Raw genomic sequence first — 18,493 nt, forward strand, 5'->3', positions numbered from 1 at the left:
TGAGCCATCCCTTATTTCCACCTATTCGCTATTTCGTTATTAGGTAGAACCCTCTATTTTTTGTCCCTAGACTGGAGTTGAAAAATCAGTAATGCCACAACCGGATTGCAGTTGTCGTTGTCGCCATTACGTTTAACTGTCGTTATTCAAGGAGAAGATCATGGCTAAGAAATTGAAAGCACTGGCAGGGTCAGTGACCGACAACCAACTCACCTCCACCATCAAGGAGTCCACCCAGCAGATCTGGTTGGCGGGTCTGGGTGCCTATGCCAAAGCACAGGAAGAGGGTGGCAAGATCTTTGAAGCCCTGGTGCAGGAAGGGGAAGCGCTGCAGGCCAAAACCCGTCAGAGCGCCGATGAGAAGATTGCCGCTGTGACCGACAAGACCGCCAATACCTGGGGCCGTCTGGAGCAGGTGTTTGAAGATCGCGTCGCCCGCGCCGTGGCCAGTCTGGGTATCCCGACCCGCAAAGATATCGACAAGCTCTCCAAGCGCATGGCCGAGCTGACCGATGTGGTGCAGCAACTGCTGGATGCCCAGGATGAAGAGGCCCCTGAAGCCGAAGCCAAGCCGGCAGCCGCCAAGAAGCCCGCCGCTCGCAAGCCGCCGGTAAAGAAAGCCCCGGTAGCCAAGGCTAAAGAGGCGGTGGTCGAGCAGGCCGCCGATCTGCTCTCCGCCGCCGAAGATGCGGTGAAAGAGGTGAAGGCCAAAGCGGAAAGCGTCCTGCCCTGATCCCTCACGGTGAAATAAGGTAGTTGATACCGGCCCATGCCCCTCGCTGGGCCGGTTTTGTCATGGAGAGAGTCATGGATAGGGAGGCGACGCTATGAGTACCATCGCAATTGCCCTTGCCGGCGGCGGGCCGCTCGGTGGCATCTACGAGATCGGTGCCTGCGCCGCGCTCTCCGACAGCATCAGCGGTCTGCGTCTCGACCATGCCGACATCTATGTTGGCGTGAGCTCGGGGGCCGTGGTGGCATCGGCACTGGCTAACGGCATCTCGCCGGCGAAGCTGGTGCGGATCCTGCTCAGCGATGATGCGGGGGAGATGTTTGACCCCGCTACATTGCTGCGCCCCGCCTTTCGGGAATACGCCGAACGCCTGACCTCGATCCCGCCGCTGGCGTGGCAGAGTCTGACCTACTATCTGGCGGCTCCCTGGAAGCGCAGCCTGTTTGAGTCGCTGCAGGGGCTCTCCAAAGCCATTCCGACCGGACTGTTTGACAACCGCGGGGTGGATCGCACCCTGACCCAGTTTTTCTCTCGCCCCGGCCGCAGCAACGATTTTCGTCAGCTGCGCAGCCGGCTGTTTGTGGTGGCCACCGAACTCGACACCGGTCATCCGGTCGCCTTCGGTAGCCCAGGGCTCGATGACGTGCCCATCTCGGCAGCGGTACAGGCTTCGGCCGCCCTGCCCGGCCTCTTTCCCCCCTCGCTGATCAATGGCCGTTACTATGTGGACGGGGCGCTGATCAAGACCCTGCACGCCTCGGTGGCGCTGCAAGAGGGGGCGGATCTGGTGTTCTGCATCAATCCGCTGGTGCCCTATGATGCGGACATGGCCGCCGGTGCACCGACCAATCTGGTAGATAGCGGTCTGCCAGTGGTGCTGGCCCAGACTTTTCGCGCCATCATCCACTCCCGCATGCATGTGGGGATGGATCGCTACAAACACCAATATCCCGACGCCGACGCCCTGCTGTTTGAGCCCTCCTCTGCCGATGGCGAGATGTTCTTTACCAATGTGTTCAGCTATCGGGATCGTCGCCGCCTCTGCGAGCACGCCTATCAGCATACCCGCCGCGATCTCTGGCAACGCCGTGACGAGTTGGCGCCGGTGCTGGCCAAACATGGCCTGGAGCTCAATCTGGCGGCGCTGGCAGATGAACATCGTACCCTGCTGGCCCCCGGCAGTGGCTCGGTCGATGCGCTAGACAAGTCGCTGGAGCAGTTGCAGCACTGGCTTGCCAAACGCTATCGCCACGGCGTGCGCCGTTCACCCTCGAAGGAGTAGCATGGATCGCAAACCCAAACGCCGTACCCGGGAGCGGATCCTGACCACTGCCCTCGCCTGTTTCAACCGGCAGGGCGAACCCGGCGTCACCACCTCGGCCATTGCGGCCGAGATGGAGATAAGCCAGGGCAACCTCTACTACCACTTCCACAACAAGGAGGAGATCGTCAACGCCCTGTTCGGTGAATTCGAGCAGCAGATGGATCGCCTGCTGGATGCGGTCACGACCCCCTCCGATGAGGCGGAAGATATCTGGCTTTTCCTCCATCTGATGTTTGAGGCCATCTGGCAGTACCGTTTCCTCTACTACGATATCGCGACCCTGATGAGCGGTTATCATCAGGTGGAGCAGCGCTTTTCCGCCCTGCTGCGCCGCAAGGAGCAGACCGCAGCCGCCATTTGCAATCACCTGCAAACGGCCGGGCTGATGGAGGGCACGGCGCAACAGATGCGCACCCTGGCGGCCAATGTGGCGCTGGTGGGCACATTCTGGATCTCTTACCAGCGGGCACTGCACCCCAAGGCGGATGCCGATATCGCCCTCGGCGTCGTTCAGGTGATGCAGCTGGTCGCTCCCTATTTGCGGGCCGATGCCCGCGCTCATCTGGACGCCCTCGCCCACCACTACACCGACAAGGTTTGATTCACATGCGACAGGGAAAATATGCATGACCACTTCACAACTCGAATTTGTCCCCTTCCCTTACGTGGACGCGGCCTATGACTATGCTGGCCAGAAGCTGGCGGACAATTGGGATCGCCTCCATCAGGGGGATGCCGAACCCTGGCCGGATGACGAGCAGGTTCAGGATGCCTGGCGGGCCTATCATGCCGGAGATTTTGCCAAGGCCGTCGCCCTTGGCGAAGCGGCTGGAGAAGCGGGACTCAATGTGGCGAACAAGGCACTGGTGATCCACGCCAGCTATCTGCTGGAGGACAAGTATGCCAAGCGCGCCGCCTTCGAGCGGGCGGCCAGCCATGCCGAGCAGCTGCAAAAGCGCCAGCCCGATAACGTCAATGCCTGGTATTTCCACGCCCTGGCGCTCGGTCGCTACAGTCAGGTCATCTCCATCACCAAGGCGCTCTCGCAGGGGATTGGCGACAAGATCAAGGCAAGCCTTGAGAAGGCGCTGGAGCTTGAGCCCGACCACGCCGAAGCCCATATCGCGTTCGGTGCCTGGCACGCAGAGATTGTCGACAAGCTGGGGGCCATGATTGGTGGCCTCACCTATGGCGCCAAGAAAGAGGAGTCAGAGCGTCACTTCAAGGAGGCGCTGGCGCTGATCCCCGACTCGGCTATCGCCCGCATGGAGTACGCCAACGCCCAGGTGATGCTGCACGGCAAGAGCCGCCTGAAAGCCGCCGAAGCCCTCTATGCCGAAGCAGCCGGGTGCGAACCGGTGGACGCCATGGAGCGCCTCGATGTGGAGGCGGCGTGCGAGGAGCTGGAAGATTAACCGCCATCCCCGCCATTCATAGATAACAAAACAAGAGGCCAACCCGCGGGTTGGCCTCTTTGCTGATGGTTGTTGCGTGGTTGAACGACCCGTCGCCTGTCGATTCAGTGCCAATCAACCGAGCAGGGCATCCAGTCCATGGGGATCGAACAACAGATCCGGCTCCATCAGCACTAGCAGCAACAGCTGTTCAAACTCCACCGCAAAACGCGCTACTACCCGATCCGGATCCGGCACCAGCTTCTTGTCGGTGATAAGGCCAAGCTGCACCTTGTGATCGTAAGAGAGGATCGAGACGCCGACGCCGATATCCCCCGATTGCGGCACCCAGAACAACGGCTGGCGCAGCCGCGCCCCCGCCATGTAGAGGGTCTGCTGCGGGCCTGGGACATTGGTGATCACCGCACTGGCCTTGGCCGTGAGCAGCTCGACCGCCTGCTGTTGCACCGCATTGGGGGCCATACCAAGGGCGTGCAACAGATTGAGCACCACCACGGGTTGCAGCGAGGTGCGCAGCGCCTGCATCCGATCACGCACGGTATAGAGCCGTTGCAGTGGATGCTCGACATCCAGCGGCAAGTCCAGGGCCACCAGCCCGAAGCGGTTGCCCAGCGCCCCCTCGTCGTCCGGCGCACGCATGTTGACCGGCACCAGGGCGCGGATCTTGACCTTGTTGGCGTCATCCCCCTTCTCTTGCAGGTAGTGGCGAAACGCCCCGGCGGTCGCGGCGATCAGCAGATCGTTGACCGAGCAGCCAAGCACCTTGCCCACCGCCTTGATATCCGGCAGATCAATTTGCTCCGACCAGGCCACCCGTTTGGTACTGGCGGTTTTGCCCCGCAAGCGGCAGGGCGAATCATCACTGAGGGTGGCGATATTGCACAGCTCGCTCGCCAGATCCCGCCCGGTCTTGAGGTAATCCACCGCCTTGGTGGGATGGGTGACCACCTCGACATATTTGGACCAGAGGGTACCGGTCAGCTTGAGACCGGCCCGCACCAGTCGGCTGCCGTGGTGGCTGTCGTCTGCCTCCTCGTCCTCGCTGTCATCCAGTGGTTCCGGTGACGGCGGTCGCGGTGCGCCTTGCGGGGTGTTATCCATCATGGTCAGCATGGCCCGCACCAGCGAGAAGCCGTCACCCATGGCGTGGTGAATGCGTACCACCAGAGCTTGCCCGCCCAACGAGGTGTCGGTCAGGTGCATGTCCCACAGCGGGCGCTGGTGGTTGAGCGGTGTGGAGGCGAGATCGGCCACCAGCTTCTCCAGCTCAAGCTTGCCTGCGTTACCCGGCAGGATCACCCGCTTGAGGTGCTGATCGAGATCGAAATCGGGGTCATGGCGCCAGTAGTAGGAGCCCCCTTCCAGCACGGCCCGCTGGTGGAAGCGGGGTTGCACCGAAATGGTGTGGCGTAATCCGGCCCGCAACCGCGCCTCATCGAGCGCCCCTTCAAACATCAGGACGCCGATGATCTGCATCAGGTTGTTGGGTCTGTCCATGCGTAACCAGGCGGTATCGACGCAGGAGATAAATTCACTCGATGGCATGGTTGTTTCCCTACAAAATGAATTTACCGAGGCGGCAAGTTGTTCATGCCCTCATATCCGGACGAGAGCCTTGGGTAATCAAGATGACAATAGCGAGTGCCGACTCGAAATATGAAAATAGAAATGACGAATAACGTACAAAACAGAATCCGGATATCGCCGGTTAATCACATTGGCAAATAATATGGCTTGCCCACTTATTTCAAACAGCCATCGTTCACCGCAGGTTTATTTAATGCCAGTGCGACGAAAAGTTTTAAACACGTTTGGGACAAGGTAAGCGATTTTCCACATAATCGAGGATCTCCTGTTCCAGTACGCTGCGTACCGGCAACAGCATCAAGCCAAGATGCACTTCCAGTTCCAGGGTATCGTCGTCCAGGGTGAGAGTGCCATGTACCCCCGAGCCGCGAAAGCGCAGTTCGGTCTCCTCTTCATCTGCCCATTCGCAGTCGAGTTGATAGCTCTCGCTCATATCCTGGGCGATGGCTTCGGCAGCGAGTCGGGCGGCGGCCAGTCCCAGCGGATGCCGACGACTGACCAGAATGGTGGAGAGTGCGCTGCTGCCAGCGAGGGAGTCGTAGAAGAACATGGTAGTTACTCTGGGTCATAAGATATTTATTGATATTAAACACATGTTCACAACAAGTGAAAGGATGGTTCACATAAATGGGACTCACTTAACAGAGTGGATGACGATGAACGCCCTCAATGGCGTACGGCATTTATTCCCTCCCCCTTGCACGCTACACTTGTCGCCAAACTGATAGAAAAAGCTGCTTGTTTTTCATTCACTTGTATCGCTATTTCTCTATTTTCCCATCAATGGGCCCAAGGCCGGAGAGCGGTAGATGACCCATCAAGAAGATGCCCACGATGACGATAGCACCCTGGGGCGGCTCTACCGCCAGCTCCATCGGGTCGCGGCCTTGCGCGAGCAGATGCGGGCTCACCCGGAAGATCAGCAGGATCGGGACCGGTTGCGCCAGTGGCAGGCCGACAGGTTGGGGCGTACCCATCGCGATCTGCTGGATAGCGACCGCTACGGCCCCGCCGCCAAGTTTTTCCTGACCGATCTTTATGGTCCGGGGGATTGTGCCCGGCGCGATGCTGACGTGATGCGGGTGATGCCGACCGCCGAGCGACTGTTGCCTGAGTCCGGTCTCAAGGTGCTGGCGCAGGCGATCGAGCTCGATGCCCTCTCCGAGGAGCTGGACTACCTGATGGTGGTGGCGCTGCGGCGCATTAGCGGGCTCAACCCCATTACTGCGGAGCACTACGCTATCGCCTATCGCGCAGTGGGCGAGCAGGCGCGCCGCGAACATCAGATTGTGTTGGTGAGCGAGCTTGGCATGACGCTGGACAGGCTGGCGAGAAAGCCGCTGCTTGGCGCGACCCTCAAGCTGGTGTCGGGGCCCGCCCATCTGGCGGGCTTGGGTGAGCTTTTTTCCTTTGTCGAGCGTGGTTATCAGGTGTGTCACAAGATGGGGCGAGCCAACGAGTTTCTCGAGACCATCGCCAGTCGCGAGACGGCGATCATGACGGCGCTCTTTAACGGCGATAGCAGTGTGCTGGCCTAGTGTTGCAGTGAAGGATTAATTGCCAGACGACAAAGCGGGCCGATGGGCCCGCTGTTCGTTTATCGCCGTTTGCCGATATGTTGACCGATATGAGATCGGTCAGATCACCAGCAGATCCATAAAGGCGTGTACCGGGGTAGCGGCAAGGCGCGGCCCGTCCTGACAGAGGGTGAGAATGTCGCTGACCCGTTTGGCAGGGACGCGGGTGGCCAGATTGTGCTGGAATTTCTCCACCAGCAGCGGGATCCCCTCCTCCCGCCGGCGACGATGGCCGACCGGATATTCCACCTCCACCTTGGTTGTGTGAGAACCATCTTTGAAGAAGATCTGGATGGCGTTGGCGATGGAACGCTTGTCCGCCTCCAGATATTCGCGGCTGTAGCGTTTGTCCTCCTGCACCACCATCTTGCCACGCAGCGCGTCGATGCGGGGATCGGCCGCCACGGCGTCCTCGTAATCCTCGGCGATCAGGCGACCGAAGATCAGCGGCACCGCCACCATGTACTGCAGGCAGTGATCCCGATCGGCCGGGTTGTTGAGGGCCCCGACCTTGCTGATGATGCGAATGGCCGACTCATGGGTGGTGAGCTCGATGCGGTCGATCTCGTCCAGCCGTCCCTTCACCTGCTCGTGCAGCTTCATGGCGCACTCCACCGCGGTCTGGGCATGGAACTCGGCGGGATAGGAGATCTTGAACAGCACGTTTTCCATCACATAGCTGCCGTACCCCTGATGCAGGGCGAACGGGTTGCCCTTGAACAGCACGTCGTAGAAGCCCCACTTGGGGGCGCTCAGTACACCGGGATACCCCATCTCGCCGCTCATGGTGATCAGCGCCAGCCGTACCGCACGAGAGGTCGCATCCCCCGCCGCCCAGCTTTTGCGCGACCCCGCATTGGGGGCATGGCGGTAGGTACGCAGGCTCTGGCCATCGACCCAGGCTTGGGAGACCGCATCGATCACCTGATCGCGGCTGCCGCCCAGCATGTGAGTCACCACGGCGGTGCTGGCAACCTTGACCAGCACCACGTGATCGAGACCGACCCGATTGAAGGAGTTCTCAAGCGCCAGCACCCCCTGAATTTCGTGGGCTTTCACCATGGCCACCAGCACATCGCTCATGGTGAGCGGCGCCTTGCCTTCGGCCACGCCGGTACGGGAGAGCCAGTCGGCGGTGGCGAGAATGCCGCCCAGATTGTCGGATGGATGACCCCACTCGGCGGCCAGCCAGGTGTCGTTGTAATCGAGCCAGCGGATGATGGCGCCGATATCCCAGGCCGCCTTGACCGGATCGAGGCAGAGTTGGGTACCGGGCACTCGGGCCCCGTGGGGCACGACGGTGCCGGGTACGATGGGGCCAAGGTGCTTGGTACACTCGGGGAAGCGCAGGGCCAGCAGGCCGCAGCCCAGGGTATCCATCAGGCAGTAGCGGGCGGTGTCGAGAGCCGCCAGGTTGGTGATGGGGTGGTTGCAGACATAATCGGCAATATCGACCAGCACCTGATCGGGCTCGGGTCTGTGGTTGACGTCGACGTTGGCGGACATCGTGACTTCCTTATCGTTGTTGTAGGGAGACAAAATGACGGGGGGCCGGGCCGACATAATCGGCGCTCGGGCGAATGATCCGGTTGTGCTCGCGCTGCTCCATCACGTGGGCGCACCAGCCGGTGACCCGCGAGCAGACGAAGATGGGGGTGAACAGCTTGGTCGGGATCCCCATGTAGTGATAGGCGCTGGCATGGAAAAAGTCGGCGTTGGGAAAGAGCTCTTTCTCCTCCCACATCACCTTCTCCGCCTCGCAGGAGACGCGATAGAGACGATCATCCCCCACCGCTTCGGCAAGTTTGGCCGACCACGCCTTGATGATGACGTTACGTGGATCCGAGGTATGGTAGATGGCGTGGCCAAAGCCCATCACTTTATCCTTGGCCGCCAGCTTGGCCAGCAGCTCGCGCCTTGCCTGGGTTTCATCTTGCCAGGGCTCGATCATCGCCATGGCTGCCTCGTTGGCGCCGCCATGGAGCGGGCCGCGCAGGGTACCGATGGCGGCGGTGATGCAGGAGAACATGTCGGAAAGGGTCGAGGCGCAAACTCGCGCCGCAAAGGTGGAAGCGTTGAACTCATGCTCGGCGTAGAGGATGAGGGAGACGTGCATCACCCGCCGCTCCAGCTCGCTCGGCGCCTTCTGGTGCAGCAGCGCCAGAAAGTGACCGCCGATACACTCTTCATCGCTGTCGAGGGCGATGCGTACCCCTTCGTGGCTGAACTTGTACCAGTAGATCAGAATGCCCGGAAAGGCGGCCAGCAACCGATCCGCCACTTCGTGTTCATGTTCAAAGCCATCTTCCGGCTCCAGATCACCAAGCATGGAGCAGCCGGTGCGCAGCACATCCATAGGATGGGCATCGGCGGGAATGCGCTCCAGCACCTCCAGCAGCGGCTGGGGCAAGGCGCGCAGGCGACGCAGTTCGCGCTTGTACGCGTCAAGCTGCTGCTCACCGGGCAATTCCCCCTTGAGCAGCAGATAGGCGACCTCCTCGAACTGGGCGCTATCGGCCAGCTCCTTGATGTCGTAGCCGCGATAGGTAAGACCGGTGCCGCTCTTGCCTACGGTGCAGATACTGGTCTCCCCCGCACTCTGCCCGCGCAGACCTGCCCCGCCCAACGGTTTTTGCTGTCCCATAAGCTGCCTCCTATTCCTTGGCTGTAAACAGACGATCCAGTGTCTGCTCGTAGTGGTGATATCCGAGGAAGTCGTAGAGCGACTCCCTGGTCTGCATGGTCTCCACGACGGCCCGTTGATGGCCATCCTGGCGAATATGTTGATAAACGTTGAGAGCCGCCTGATTGGCGGCGCGGTTGGCGCTCAAGGGGTAGAGCACCATGTCGACCCCGTGGTCGGCGAGTTGAGCCTTGTCAAACAGCTCGGTTTTGCCGAACTCGGTCATGTTGGCAAGAATGGGCACTCCGGCCGCCTGCTTGAACTGGTCATACTGGGCCAGTTCGGTCACCGCTTCGGCGAAGATCATGTCGGCACCAGCAGCCACATAGGCGGCGGTGCGCTCAAGAGCCGACTCCATCCCTTCCACCGCCAGTGCGTCTGTACGCGCCATGATGACGAAGTGCTGATCCTGACGGGCATCCACCGCTGCCTTGATGCGATCGCACATCTCCTCCAGCGACACCACCGCCTTGTTGGGCCTGTGGCCGCAGCGCTTCTGGGCCACCTGATCTTCCATATGGACTGCGGCAACCCCGGCCCGTTCGAACGCGCGAATGGTGCGGGCAATGTTAAACGCCCCACCCCAGCCGGTATCGATATCGACCAGTAGCGGCACTCGGGTCGCCGCGGTGATCCGCTCTGCATCGATCAGCACGTCGTTGAGGGTGGTCATGCCGAGATCCGGCAAGCCGTAGGAGGCGTTAGCCACTCCGGCACCGGAGAGATAGAGGGCTTGAAAGCCGCTGCGCTCGGCCATCAGCGCCATATAGGCATTGATGGTGCCGACGATCTGTAGGGGCCGTTCATTGGCGAGGGCGGTGCGAAAGCGCAGGCCTGCCGAGGGGGGCAAACTGGACATCATGACTCCTTTCACCTGTCTAGTCTGGCTATCTAATATCACGTTTACGTTAACGTCAATTATACTTTCGTAACATTCCGGCCGCAGGCAAGACAGGAAACCGGTTTTAGGGTAAATTTCACCAATTCCTTCAACAGGTTGAATTGTATGATGGAGCCCGGTTCCGTGATTGTCTGTCCGGCGTGCGACTTGCTGATCCAGCGCAAGGCACTGCCGCTGCGTCGCCATGCCCACTGCCCACGTTGTCACCAGCATCTCTATGGCCGTTATGCCTTTCGTCCCTCCCAGTTGATGGCACTGACCATCACCGGTTTTTTGTTGCTGCCCTCCGCGTTTTTTGAGCCGCTGATCTATCTGCGGCTGGCGGGGGTCAACTCCGATGCCGATCTGCTGCGCGGGATCCTGGTGCTGTTTGGCGAAGGGGAGTTTTGGGTGGCCTCTCTGGTGCTCTGGTGCGCCGTACTGGCGCCGGTAGGATTGTTGGCGGGGATCTTTGCGCTGGCATCTGGCATGGCCAAGCGTTGGCACATCCTGGCGCCCACCTTGAAGATGGTCGAGGTGTTTCGTCACTGGGCCATGCTGGAGGTCTATATCGTCAGCCTGCTGGTCGCCCTGTTCAAGCTGATCGATATCGCCGATGTGCGCCTCGGTGGCGGGCTGCTCAGCCTCGGCATTCTGATGCTGCTCAACATGACCCTGCTGATCCTGTTTGACCCCGCCCCCTACTGGGCGCGGATCCCGTTAAAGGAGCCGGAACATGACCAGCGCCCGTGAAATGGGGCTGTGCGGCTGCCAAACTTGCGGCCTGCTGGTCCGTTATCGTTTCCACGCCGTTTGTCCCCGCTGCGGCAGCAAGCTGCAGGTGCGCATTCCTCGCTCCCTAGCCTGGTCATGGGGCTTGCTGGCGCTCGCCACCTTTATGTTGTTGCCTGCCAACCTGCTGCCCATTACCCACTTCTACAACAAGGGGTTGCTGCAATCCGATACCATCTTCAGCGGTATTATGATGCTCTATCGCAGCAAAATGAGCGGGATTGCCACCATCGTCCTCACCGCCAGCATACTGGTGCCGGTGGGCAAGATATTGGGGCTGGGCTGGATCTGCTGGCAGTTGCAGCGGACCAAACCGGTGCGGCGCAAGCGCCAGCTGGTGATGTATCGGGTGATCGATTTTATCGGTCGCTGGTCGATGCTGGACTTGTTCGTGATCTCGCTGATGGTGGCGCTGGTCGATCGGGGCGTCCTGCTGAGTGTTCGTGCAGGCCCCGGTGCCACCGCCTTTGCCGGTGTGGTGGTGCTGACCATGATGTCGGCCCGCATGCTCGATACCCGTTTATTGTGGGACAAGGCGGCCCGTTGATGATTTCTCTGTTTTTGTGTGATGTGCTGTTTAATCCAGCCAATAAGGAGTCGGTATGATCGGGGCTGAACCCGTCATTGAAAAGCGTCGCTGGTTATCGCCGGTCTGGCTGTTACCCCTGATAGCCCTGCTGCTGGCAGGCGGCTTTCTCTATCAGCAGGTATTGAGCCGTGGCCAGCTTATCCAGATCAACTTCGCGCAAGGCAACGGCATCTTGCCGGGCAAAACCCAGATTCGTTATCAGGGGGTGGCCATCGGCGTGGTGCAGGAGCTGGAGCTGGCCGAAGATGGTCGCAAGATTGCGGTCATGGCCAAGATTGACAGCCGTGCCAGACCGCTGATCCGCAAGGGGTCCGATTTCTGGCTGGTGAGCCCCAAGGCGTCGCTGACCGAGATCTCCGGCCTCGATACTCTGGTTTCCGGCAACTACATCAACCTGCAGCCGGGGCGTGAAAGCAATCCGCTGGAGGAGACCTTCGATGCGCTGGAGGGTCCTCCCCCCGGCTATCAGGCGCAAGGGCGGATGCTGCACCTGACCGCCGATTCGCTGGGCTCGGTGGGGATTGGCGCCAAGCTCTATTTCCGCGGTATCGAAGTGGGCAGCGTCATCAATACCCGTCTGGGCCAGGACAACCAGAACGTCATTCTGGATCTGGTTATCGAGCCGCGTTTCGAACATCTGGTCAAAGCCGATACCCGCTTCTGGAACATCAGCGGCATCAAGGGCTCCTTCAGTCTGGCCGGGGTGAGCGTGGAGGCTGGCAGCCTTACCTCCATCCTGAGCGGTGGCATCGCCTTTGATTCGCCCAAGGATTCACCAGAGCCGGAGAAAGGGCAACTTTTCACTCTCTACAAAGGGCTGGCGGAAGCGGCGCGTGGCGAGCGTATCGAGATTGCGGCTGGCGATCTTCCGATCAAAGAGGGGATGCCGATCCTCTACGAGGGGATCGAGATTGGTCGTATCGACCCCATTCGTCTCACCGACAAAGGTCGGGTGGTGACGGCGCTGATCAACCCGGAGCAGGCTTATCGCATCACCGACAAGAGCCAGCTGGTGTGGGAGAGTGTCTCCCTCTCCGCGACCGGCGTGCAGCATGCAGATCGCCTGCTCTCCGGCCCGGCCATTCGCCTCGACTATGTGGCGGGCAAACCGGCACACCAGATGACCCTGACCGATCGCGCCCCCCAAAGCGGCACCAAGGTGACGTTGCAGGCTGACGATCTGGCGGGGCTCAATCAGGATGCTCCGGTCTGGTACAAGGGATTGCAGGTGGGCCGCATCAGCCAGCTCACTCTGGATGCGCGCGGCAATGCCAGTGTCGAGCTGGTGATGGCGCCGAACTACGGCCATCTGCTCAACCGTGCCCGCTTCTATCGCGCGGCCCCGCTGCAGATCGATGCCGATCTGAGCGGTATCAAGGTGGAAACCAGTCCGGCCAGTGCCTGGCTGGGGGGCGGGATCAAGCTGGTGCAAGCCAGCAGTGGCGAGCGGATTAATCGTCTCTACCCGAGTCAGGAGTTGGCTCTGCTGGGAACCCGTGATGCCAAGCCCCAGCGCTGGTTGCTCAAGGCAGATCAGGCCGATGGCATCGGCATTGGCTCACCGGTGCTCTATCTGGGGCTGGAAGCGGGTAAGGTCAAACAGCTGCGCGCCGCCAAAGAGGGAGTCGAGATCGAGCTCGAGATTGATGGAGTCTATGCTCCCCTCCTCGCCCAACAACCGCAATTCTGGAAGAAAGCGGCCATCGATACCCGGGTCGGGATTGATGGTGTCAAGGTCAAGGTCGGTAATCTGGCGACCCTGTTGCGCGGTGCCATCGAGTTCGATCGGTTGGCCAATGGCCGTAGCAGCCACCAACTGTTTGACAGTAAAGAGCAGGCCCGTGCGAAAGTACGCACCCTATCTCTGGTCGCTGATAACAATCCGGGGCTCGGGATTGGCAGCCCGATCCGCTATCGCGGGGTCGATATCGGCAAAATTGAGCAGATTGAGCTGGAGCCGTCATTGGGCCAGGTGATCTTCAAGGCGGAGCTCGATGGTCACTACGCCGAGCGCTTCCTGCAATCCGGCGCCCGCTTTACCCTGGTGCAAGCCAAGTTGGGGCTGGGCGGTGTTGCGCACCTCGATACCCTGATCAAGGGGGCGTTCGTAGAAGCACACCCCGGTAAAGGCGCTGGCAAAGATCGCTTCCCCTTGAGTCAGGTCGGTCCTGTGGGTTTGGCCCTGACCCTCAAGAGCCCCTCCGTCAATGGCCTGAGCGTTGGTAGCCCGCTGCTGTTTCGCAAGATGGTGGTCGGCAGTGTTACTAAGGTGGCGCTGGCTCGGGATGGCAGCGAGGTGGTGATCGACGTCAGCGTGGAGAAGGAGTATGCCCATCTGGTGCGGGCCAACTCGCGCTTCTGGAATGTTTCCGGGGTCAAGGCGGATATCGGCCTGACCGGCGGCACCATCGAAGTGGAGACGGTGCAGAGCCTGCTGGCTGGCGGCATCGCCTTCAATACCCCGGAGAAGGAGATGGGGCCAACCGTCAAGGCGGGCCACAGCTATCCACTCTACGGCAAAGCCGAGAAAGAGTGGCTGGAGTGGAGCCCGCGCATCCAGCCCTGATCCCTCCCCTTCGCGTATATCCTCCAAGCCCGGCCTCGCGCCGGGCTTTTTTATATTCCGGAGCCTGTTGAAGGTGTTCAGATTCAGAATATTCCTAGCCTTGTGGTAGGATATCGCCCCTCTTTTTCGGTCAACGAGACGGCACCGTGCACGACAACACCTTCCTTCCCGATTACTTTTTACGCCACATTGCGGCCATCATGCCGACCCATCTTTCGATGGATGAGTTTGTGGCCAGTTGTCGACGTCCGCTGCGCCGCAGCATTCGGGTCAATACCTTGAAGATCGCCGTCTCCGACTTCGTCGCGTTGATGCAGCCACTGGGTTGGCAGCTCGACCCGGTGCCCTGGTGTGACACCGGCTTCTGGCTGACCCGCAGCGATGAAACAGTGCCTCTTGGCAACACCGCCGAGCATTTGAGCGGGCTTTTTTACATTCAGGAAGCGAGCTCCATGCTGCCGGTGACGGCGCTCTTTGCCAGCGACAAGATCAAAGCGGACGGCATGTTGCTGGATGCGGCGGCGGCCCCCGGCTCCAAGACCACCCAGATCGCCGCCCTGATGAACAATCAGGGGATGCTGGTTGCCAACGAGTTTTCCAGCAGCCGGCTCAAGGTGCTGAGCGCCAATATCCAGCGCTGCGGCGTGACCAATGTGGGCATGACCCATTTTGATGCCAAGGTGTTTGGCCAGTGGTTGCCGGAGACCTTCGACGCTATCCTGCTCGACGCTCCCTGCTCCGGCGAAGGGACGGTGCGCAAGGATGAAGATGCCCTGCGCAATTGGAGCATCGAGAGCATCGACGAAATCGCAGCGGTGCAACAAGGGTTGCTGGAGAGCGCCTTCCATGCCTTGAAACCGGGCGGCGTACTGGTCTACTCCACCTGCACCTTGAGCCAGCAGGAGAATCAGGCGGTCTGCCAATCTCTGTTGGACAAGTTTGGTGATGCCTTGAGTTTTGACTCGCTGGCCGACCTGTTCCCTCATGCAGAGCTGGCCTGCACATCCGAAGGATACCTGCACGTTTGGCCCCAGATCTTCGACAGTGAAGGCTTTTTCGTCGCCAGATTGCGCAAGCATCACTCCGTGCCCAACACCATGTTCAAGCCGGGCAAGCTCGGCAAATTCCCCTTTGCGCCGCTACCAGCCAAAGAGGCGGAACCCATGTTGCGCGATATTGAGGCCAACTTTGGCGTGACGCCTCAAGGGCAGCTGTTTGGTCGCAATGACGAGATCTGGCTCTTCCCCAAGCGGTTTGATCAGGTACAGGGCAAGCTGCGTTTCGATCGCATCGGCATCAAGCTGGCCGAGACCTTCAAGAAAGGCTATCGCCTCACCCATGAGTGGGCGCTGGCCTATGGTGATAAAGCGAGCAAGGGCGTGGTCGAACTGGACAGCGCCAACGCGCGGGAATTCATGATGGGGCGGGATGTCTGGCCAGAGCAGGATGCTGGTGCTGGCGAGGTGATCGTCCGCTATCAGGGGCATACCCTGGGAATGGGGAAATGGGTTGGCAGTCGGGTCAAGAATGCCCTCCCCCGCGAGCTGGTACGTGACAACAATCTGTTCAATGCATAGTGGACTGTTCGGTGCATAAGCACTTGAACGAGTCTGGATACCCACACTGCGGTTGAACTTTTATCGGGATCTTGAAAAGCCTTGAGCCTTGTCTAAGCTTAAGTCAATCCGAACACCAGTTAGCGCACGGCTCTGCAAGGAGCCAATTCCCCTATGCCAGGTACAAGGAATTCGTACCTGGCTTTTTTTATCTCTAATCAAATAGCCGTTGCTTCACTCTTGGCGCTATTCAACAGTCTCTTCGACTTGCGTGGACACTCTGTTTTCAAACAGGGGTTCCTTACCCAGCTCATGTTGATAGAGCAGATCGATCGCCTGTTCGACCAGTGATGCCTGACTATCTTCGAGATGGATACCCAGAGCAGCCAATCGCTCGGCATGGCGATTGCTGATCCAGCATTGCAATCGGGTATGGGTCTCCTGCTTGCGTTTTACATGCTGGCGCTGCCGCTCGGCATTGTTTTGGGGGGACGCTTCTTGCTCTTCACGCACTGTCATTTCCTGGCTCATATGTCCTTGCGATATCCCAATTCCGGATTTGTTATCTCTCATCACCAGCCCTTATTCATTGGAAGATGCCCCTTCCATCTTGGGCTGTTGGTTTGCGTGGCAAATATATCATCAGATCAACAAGATATCATTTAACATAAAAAATGAAGTGACGCAGTCGTTTTAAAGCAAGCCGTCGAGAGCATGTTCGGAGAACTTATGGGCGTCATCGAAGTATTCTTGCAGGGTCCGCATATCCTTGTGGCGCGTCACCTCGATGATCTTGTTCATCGGTTTGCCAGCAGTGACTGCCGAGGTGATAAATCCGCGGCGCAGGCTGTGGCCACTGACGTAGAGATTGTCGATGGCTTGACCGGTTCGCCGCTTGATCATCAGATTGATGCCCTGGGGACCGAGTGGTTCGGCCATCAATTGGCCCCAGCGATTCATGCGCCGAAACAGCGGCCCCTCGCTGATCCGGCTTTTGTGCAGCCAGTTTTGCAGTGCCGATACGGGGCAGTAGTGCTTGCCCGGGATCAAGGCTATCTCGGTTTCATGCAGCTGATGCTTGCTCGGTTTGAGACGAAGACGGATCCCCTGCCCCACAAAATCGAGATCGCTTACCTCAATTCGGGCCGCTTCCGAACGGCGCAAGGCGCCACTGAACATCAGCAGTAGCAGGGTGTGATCACGCAAGCCCGCCAGATCATGGGTGTCGATGCCATCGAGCACCTGGGTCAATGGCTGCAACGTCAGAGCGCCGGTTTTGCGCTTGCGGTTATCCCCCAACCTGACAATACCGCGCATCATCTCCTTGATTTCGGGATGCTCGGTGGGCATGGGATGAATCCCTTTCTGCTTGAAGGCATAACGGATCCCCGCCAGACGCCTTACCAGGGTTGCCGGTTTTCGAGGTTCACCGTTACGCAGCTCTCCCTTCCCCTCCTCTTTATCCAGCCATACCCAGTCGGCCAATACGCCATCGGCCTGATCTGCCAGAAAGTTCATGATGTCGTGATGGGTAGTTTGTAGCGGATCCAGCCCGTGCAATTGGCACCAGAAGACAAAAATACGGGTATCCGCCTGATAGGCATTGAGGGTGGAATCCGCTTTTGCACTGCGTAAAAAGCGGCGTGCCCGACTATTTAGCTGTGCATCGAAGACAGTCTGCAGTGACTGATTAGCCGGATTAGACAAGGTTGGATATGCCACGGAACACTATGATTCATATGAAGTTTGAGAGGATCTTACAGGATCATTCACATACATCAAGTATCGATAATGAATATTATCGATACTTATAGCATGCTGTTTTAATACCCTTTGGCCACGGTGAACAAACGAAACATCGGGATATTATTCGACCCAGTTTTGTATGGATGAAGGAATTGAATTGGCTGAATAGGTGAGAGATAACGTAGTGCGGAGTTGATATTCAGGTGGGTAATCAGCTTGGTATTTGAAATAAAAGAAGCCCCGAACAACGGGGCTTCTTTGTTATTTTTTCGCCAGCTTGAACAGTTCAAAGAAATTTCGGCTGGTCGCTTCTGCCAATTCGTTAAGCGGGATCTGACGCAGGTCGGCGATAAACTGGGCAACGTCCCGCACAAAGGCGGGTTCATTCTCCCTCCCCCGATGCGGAACGGGAGCAAGATAGGGCGAGTCGGTCTCGACCAGCAATCGGTCGAGGGGCAGTGCCTTGACCACGGCTTGCAGGGCGGACGCATTTTTGAAGGTGGCGATCCCCGAAATGGAGATATAGAACCCCATCGCCATTGCCGCTTGTGCCATCTCGAGGGATTCGGTGAAGCAGTGCAACACACCGCCAACCTGATCCGCGCCCTCTTCACGCATGATCTGCAAGGTATCTTGCTGGGCATCGCGAGTGTGGATGATCAGCGGCTTGTTCAGGGCGCGGGCAACCCGGATATGTTCGCGGAAAGAGGCTTGCTGTACCTCTTTGTTCTCGGGGGAGTAGAAGTAGTCGAGACCGGTCTCGCCGATGGCGATCACTCTCTCATCTGCCGCCTGGGTCAGCAACAGGGCGGCATCGACGCCGGGTTCCTGATTGAGCGGATGTACCCCGCAAGAGGCAAACACCTGGGGATAGGGGGCGATTGCCTCGAGCATGGTCGGAAATTGTGCCTGAGTGACACTTACACAGAGAAAATATCCCACATCCAGTTTCGCGGCCTTGGCCAGTACATCGGCCATGCTGGTCTGCTTGCTGCCATAGCTGAGGCGATCGAGATGACAGTGGGAATCAACGAGTAACATATAA

17 protein-coding genes are annotated in these 18,493 nt (G+C 59.2%); 9 read left to right on the plus strand and 8 right to left on the minus strand.

Annotated features, from left to right (window positions below; genetic code table 11):
- The first annotated feature begins 160 nt into the window (after positions 1 to 160).
- The 4 genes from BSP75_RS14135 (at position 161) to BSP75_RS14150 (ending at position 3,472) form a co-directional block, all read left to right on the plus strand.
- On the plus strand, positions 161 to 733 hold the full coding sequence (locus tag BSP75_RS14135; protein WP_042655803.1) for a phasin family protein: 573 nt from the start codon (positions 161 to 163) through the stop codon (positions 731 to 733).
- A 94-nt stretch (positions 734 to 827) separates the two neighbouring features.
- Complete coding sequence (locus BSP75_RS14140; RefSeq protein WP_075113620.1) at positions 828 to 2,015, plus strand: patatin-like phospholipase family protein; 1,188 nt, start codon at positions 828 to 830, stop codon at positions 2,013 to 2,015.
- A gap of 1 nt (position 2,016) precedes the next feature.
- Positions 2,017 to 2,658: a TetR/AcrR family transcriptional regulator gene (locus BSP75_RS14145; protein WP_075113621.1), complete on the plus strand. Its 642-nt coding sequence runs from the start codon at positions 2,017 to 2,019 to the stop codon at positions 2,656 to 2,658.
- Positions 2,659 to 2,683: 25 nt separating this feature from the next.
- Positions 2,684 to 3,472: a hypothetical protein gene (locus BSP75_RS14150; RefSeq protein ID WP_075113622.1), complete on the plus strand. Its 789-nt coding sequence runs from the start codon at positions 2,684 to 2,686 to the stop codon at positions 3,470 to 3,472.
- 114 nt (positions 3,473 to 3,586) lie between these two features.
- Here BSP75_RS14150 and BSP75_RS14155 read toward each other — a convergent pair whose 3' ends face one another.
- Both BSP75_RS14155 and BSP75_RS14160 read right to left on the minus strand, forming a co-directional pair.
- Positions 3,587 to 5,017, minus strand: coding sequence for a wax ester/triacylglycerol synthase family O-acyltransferase (locus tag BSP75_RS14155; protein ID WP_075113623.1), 1,431 nt, complete (start codon positions 5,015 to 5,017; stop codon positions 3,587 to 3,589).
- A gap of 256 nt (positions 5,018 to 5,273) precedes the next feature.
- Positions 5,274 to 5,609, minus strand: a complete 336-nt coding sequence (locus tag BSP75_RS14160; RefSeq protein ID WP_075113624.1) for a polyhydroxyalkanoic acid system family protein — start codon at positions 5,607 to 5,609, stop codon at positions 5,274 to 5,276.
- A gap of 259 nt (positions 5,610 to 5,868) precedes the next feature.
- On the opposite strand from BSP75_RS14160, the gene BSP75_RS14165 reads away from it, so the two are divergent.
- Positions 5,869 to 6,597, plus strand: a complete 729-nt coding sequence (locus BSP75_RS14165) for a hypothetical protein (protein ID WP_075113625.1) — start codon at positions 5,869 to 5,871, stop codon at positions 6,595 to 6,597.
- 99 nt (positions 6,598 to 6,696) lie between these two features.
- Here the strand turns inward: BSP75_RS14165 and BSP75_RS14170 are convergent, their stop codons facing one another.
- Genes BSP75_RS14170 through prpB form a run of 3 tightly spaced genes read right to left on the minus strand, consistent with a single transcriptional unit; the run spans position 6,697 to position 10,178 of the window.
- Entirely contained in the window at positions 6,697 to 8,142 is a 1,446-nt protein-coding gene (locus BSP75_RS14170) for a bifunctional 2-methylcitrate dehydratase/aconitate hydratase (RefSeq protein ID WP_075113626.1), read from the minus strand.
- A 10-nt stretch (positions 8,143 to 8,152) separates the two neighbouring features.
- Positions 8,153 to 9,280 carry a 2-methylcitrate synthase gene (gene prpC / locus BSP75_RS14175; RefSeq protein WP_075113627.1) on the minus strand — a complete coding sequence of 376 codons (1,128 nt, stop codon included), beginning with the start codon at positions 9,278 to 9,280 and terminating at the stop codon, positions 8,153 to 8,155.
- A 10-nt stretch (positions 9,281 to 9,290) separates the two neighbouring features.
- Entirely contained in the window at positions 9,291 to 10,178 is an 888-nt protein-coding gene (gene prpB / locus BSP75_RS14180) for a methylisocitrate lyase (RefSeq protein WP_075113628.1), read from the minus strand.
- A 147-nt stretch (positions 10,179 to 10,325) separates the two neighbouring features.
- Between prpB and BSP75_RS14185 the strand changes: the two genes are divergently transcribed.
- The 4 genes from BSP75_RS14185 (at position 10,326) to rsmF (ending at position 15,723) form a co-directional block, all read left to right on the plus strand.
- On the plus strand, positions 10,326 to 10,952 hold the full coding sequence (locus BSP75_RS14185) for a paraquat-inducible protein A (RefSeq protein WP_058051958.1): 627 nt from the start codon (positions 10,326 to 10,328) through the stop codon (positions 10,950 to 10,952).
- A complete protein-coding gene (locus BSP75_RS14190) occupies positions 10,936 to 11,538 on the plus strand; it encodes a paraquat-inducible protein A (protein WP_042655792.1) in 603 nt (200 codons plus the stop codon). Before BSP75_RS14185 ends, BSP75_RS14190 begins: the two co-directional genes overlap by 17 nt.
- Positions 11,539 to 11,593: 55 nt before the next feature.
- Positions 11,594 to 14,146 (plus strand): MlaD family protein, encoded by a 2,553-nt coding sequence (locus BSP75_RS14195; RefSeq protein WP_075113629.1) that lies wholly within the window; start codon positions 11,594 to 11,596, stop codon positions 14,144 to 14,146.
- 146 nt (positions 14,147 to 14,292) lie between these two features.
- A complete protein-coding gene (gene rsmF, locus BSP75_RS14200; protein WP_075113630.1) occupies positions 14,293 to 15,723 on the plus strand; it encodes a 16S rRNA (cytosine(1407)-C(5))-methyltransferase RsmF in 1,431 nt (476 codons plus the stop codon).
- Positions 15,724 to 15,948: 225 nt separating this feature from the next.
- On the opposite strand, the gene BSP75_RS14205 is transcribed toward rsmF, so the two are convergent.
- The 3 genes from BSP75_RS14205 to BSP75_RS14215 form a co-directional block, all read right to left on the minus strand.
- Positions 15,949 to 16,221 (minus strand): RepB family protein, encoded by a 273-nt coding sequence (locus BSP75_RS14205; RefSeq protein WP_253186637.1) that lies wholly within the window; start codon positions 16,219 to 16,221, stop codon positions 15,949 to 15,951.
- 174 nt (positions 16,222 to 16,395) lie between these two features.
- Positions 16,396 to 17,424: a site-specific integrase gene (locus tag BSP75_RS14210; protein ID WP_148140723.1), complete on the minus strand. Its 1,029-nt coding sequence runs from the start codon at positions 17,422 to 17,424 to the stop codon at positions 16,396 to 16,398.
- 285 nt (positions 17,425 to 17,709) lie between these two features.
- Entirely contained in the window at positions 17,710 to 18,489 is a 780-nt protein-coding gene (locus tag BSP75_RS14215; protein WP_075113632.1) for a YchF/TatD family DNA exonuclease, read from the minus strand.
- Positions 18,490 to 18,493: the final 4 nt, after the last annotated feature.

This window comes from Aeromonas sp. YN13HZO-058 (assembly GCF_001921245.1).
GTDB lineage: Bacteria > Pseudomonadota > Gammaproteobacteria > Enterobacterales > Aeromonadaceae > Aeromonas > Aeromonas allosaccharophila.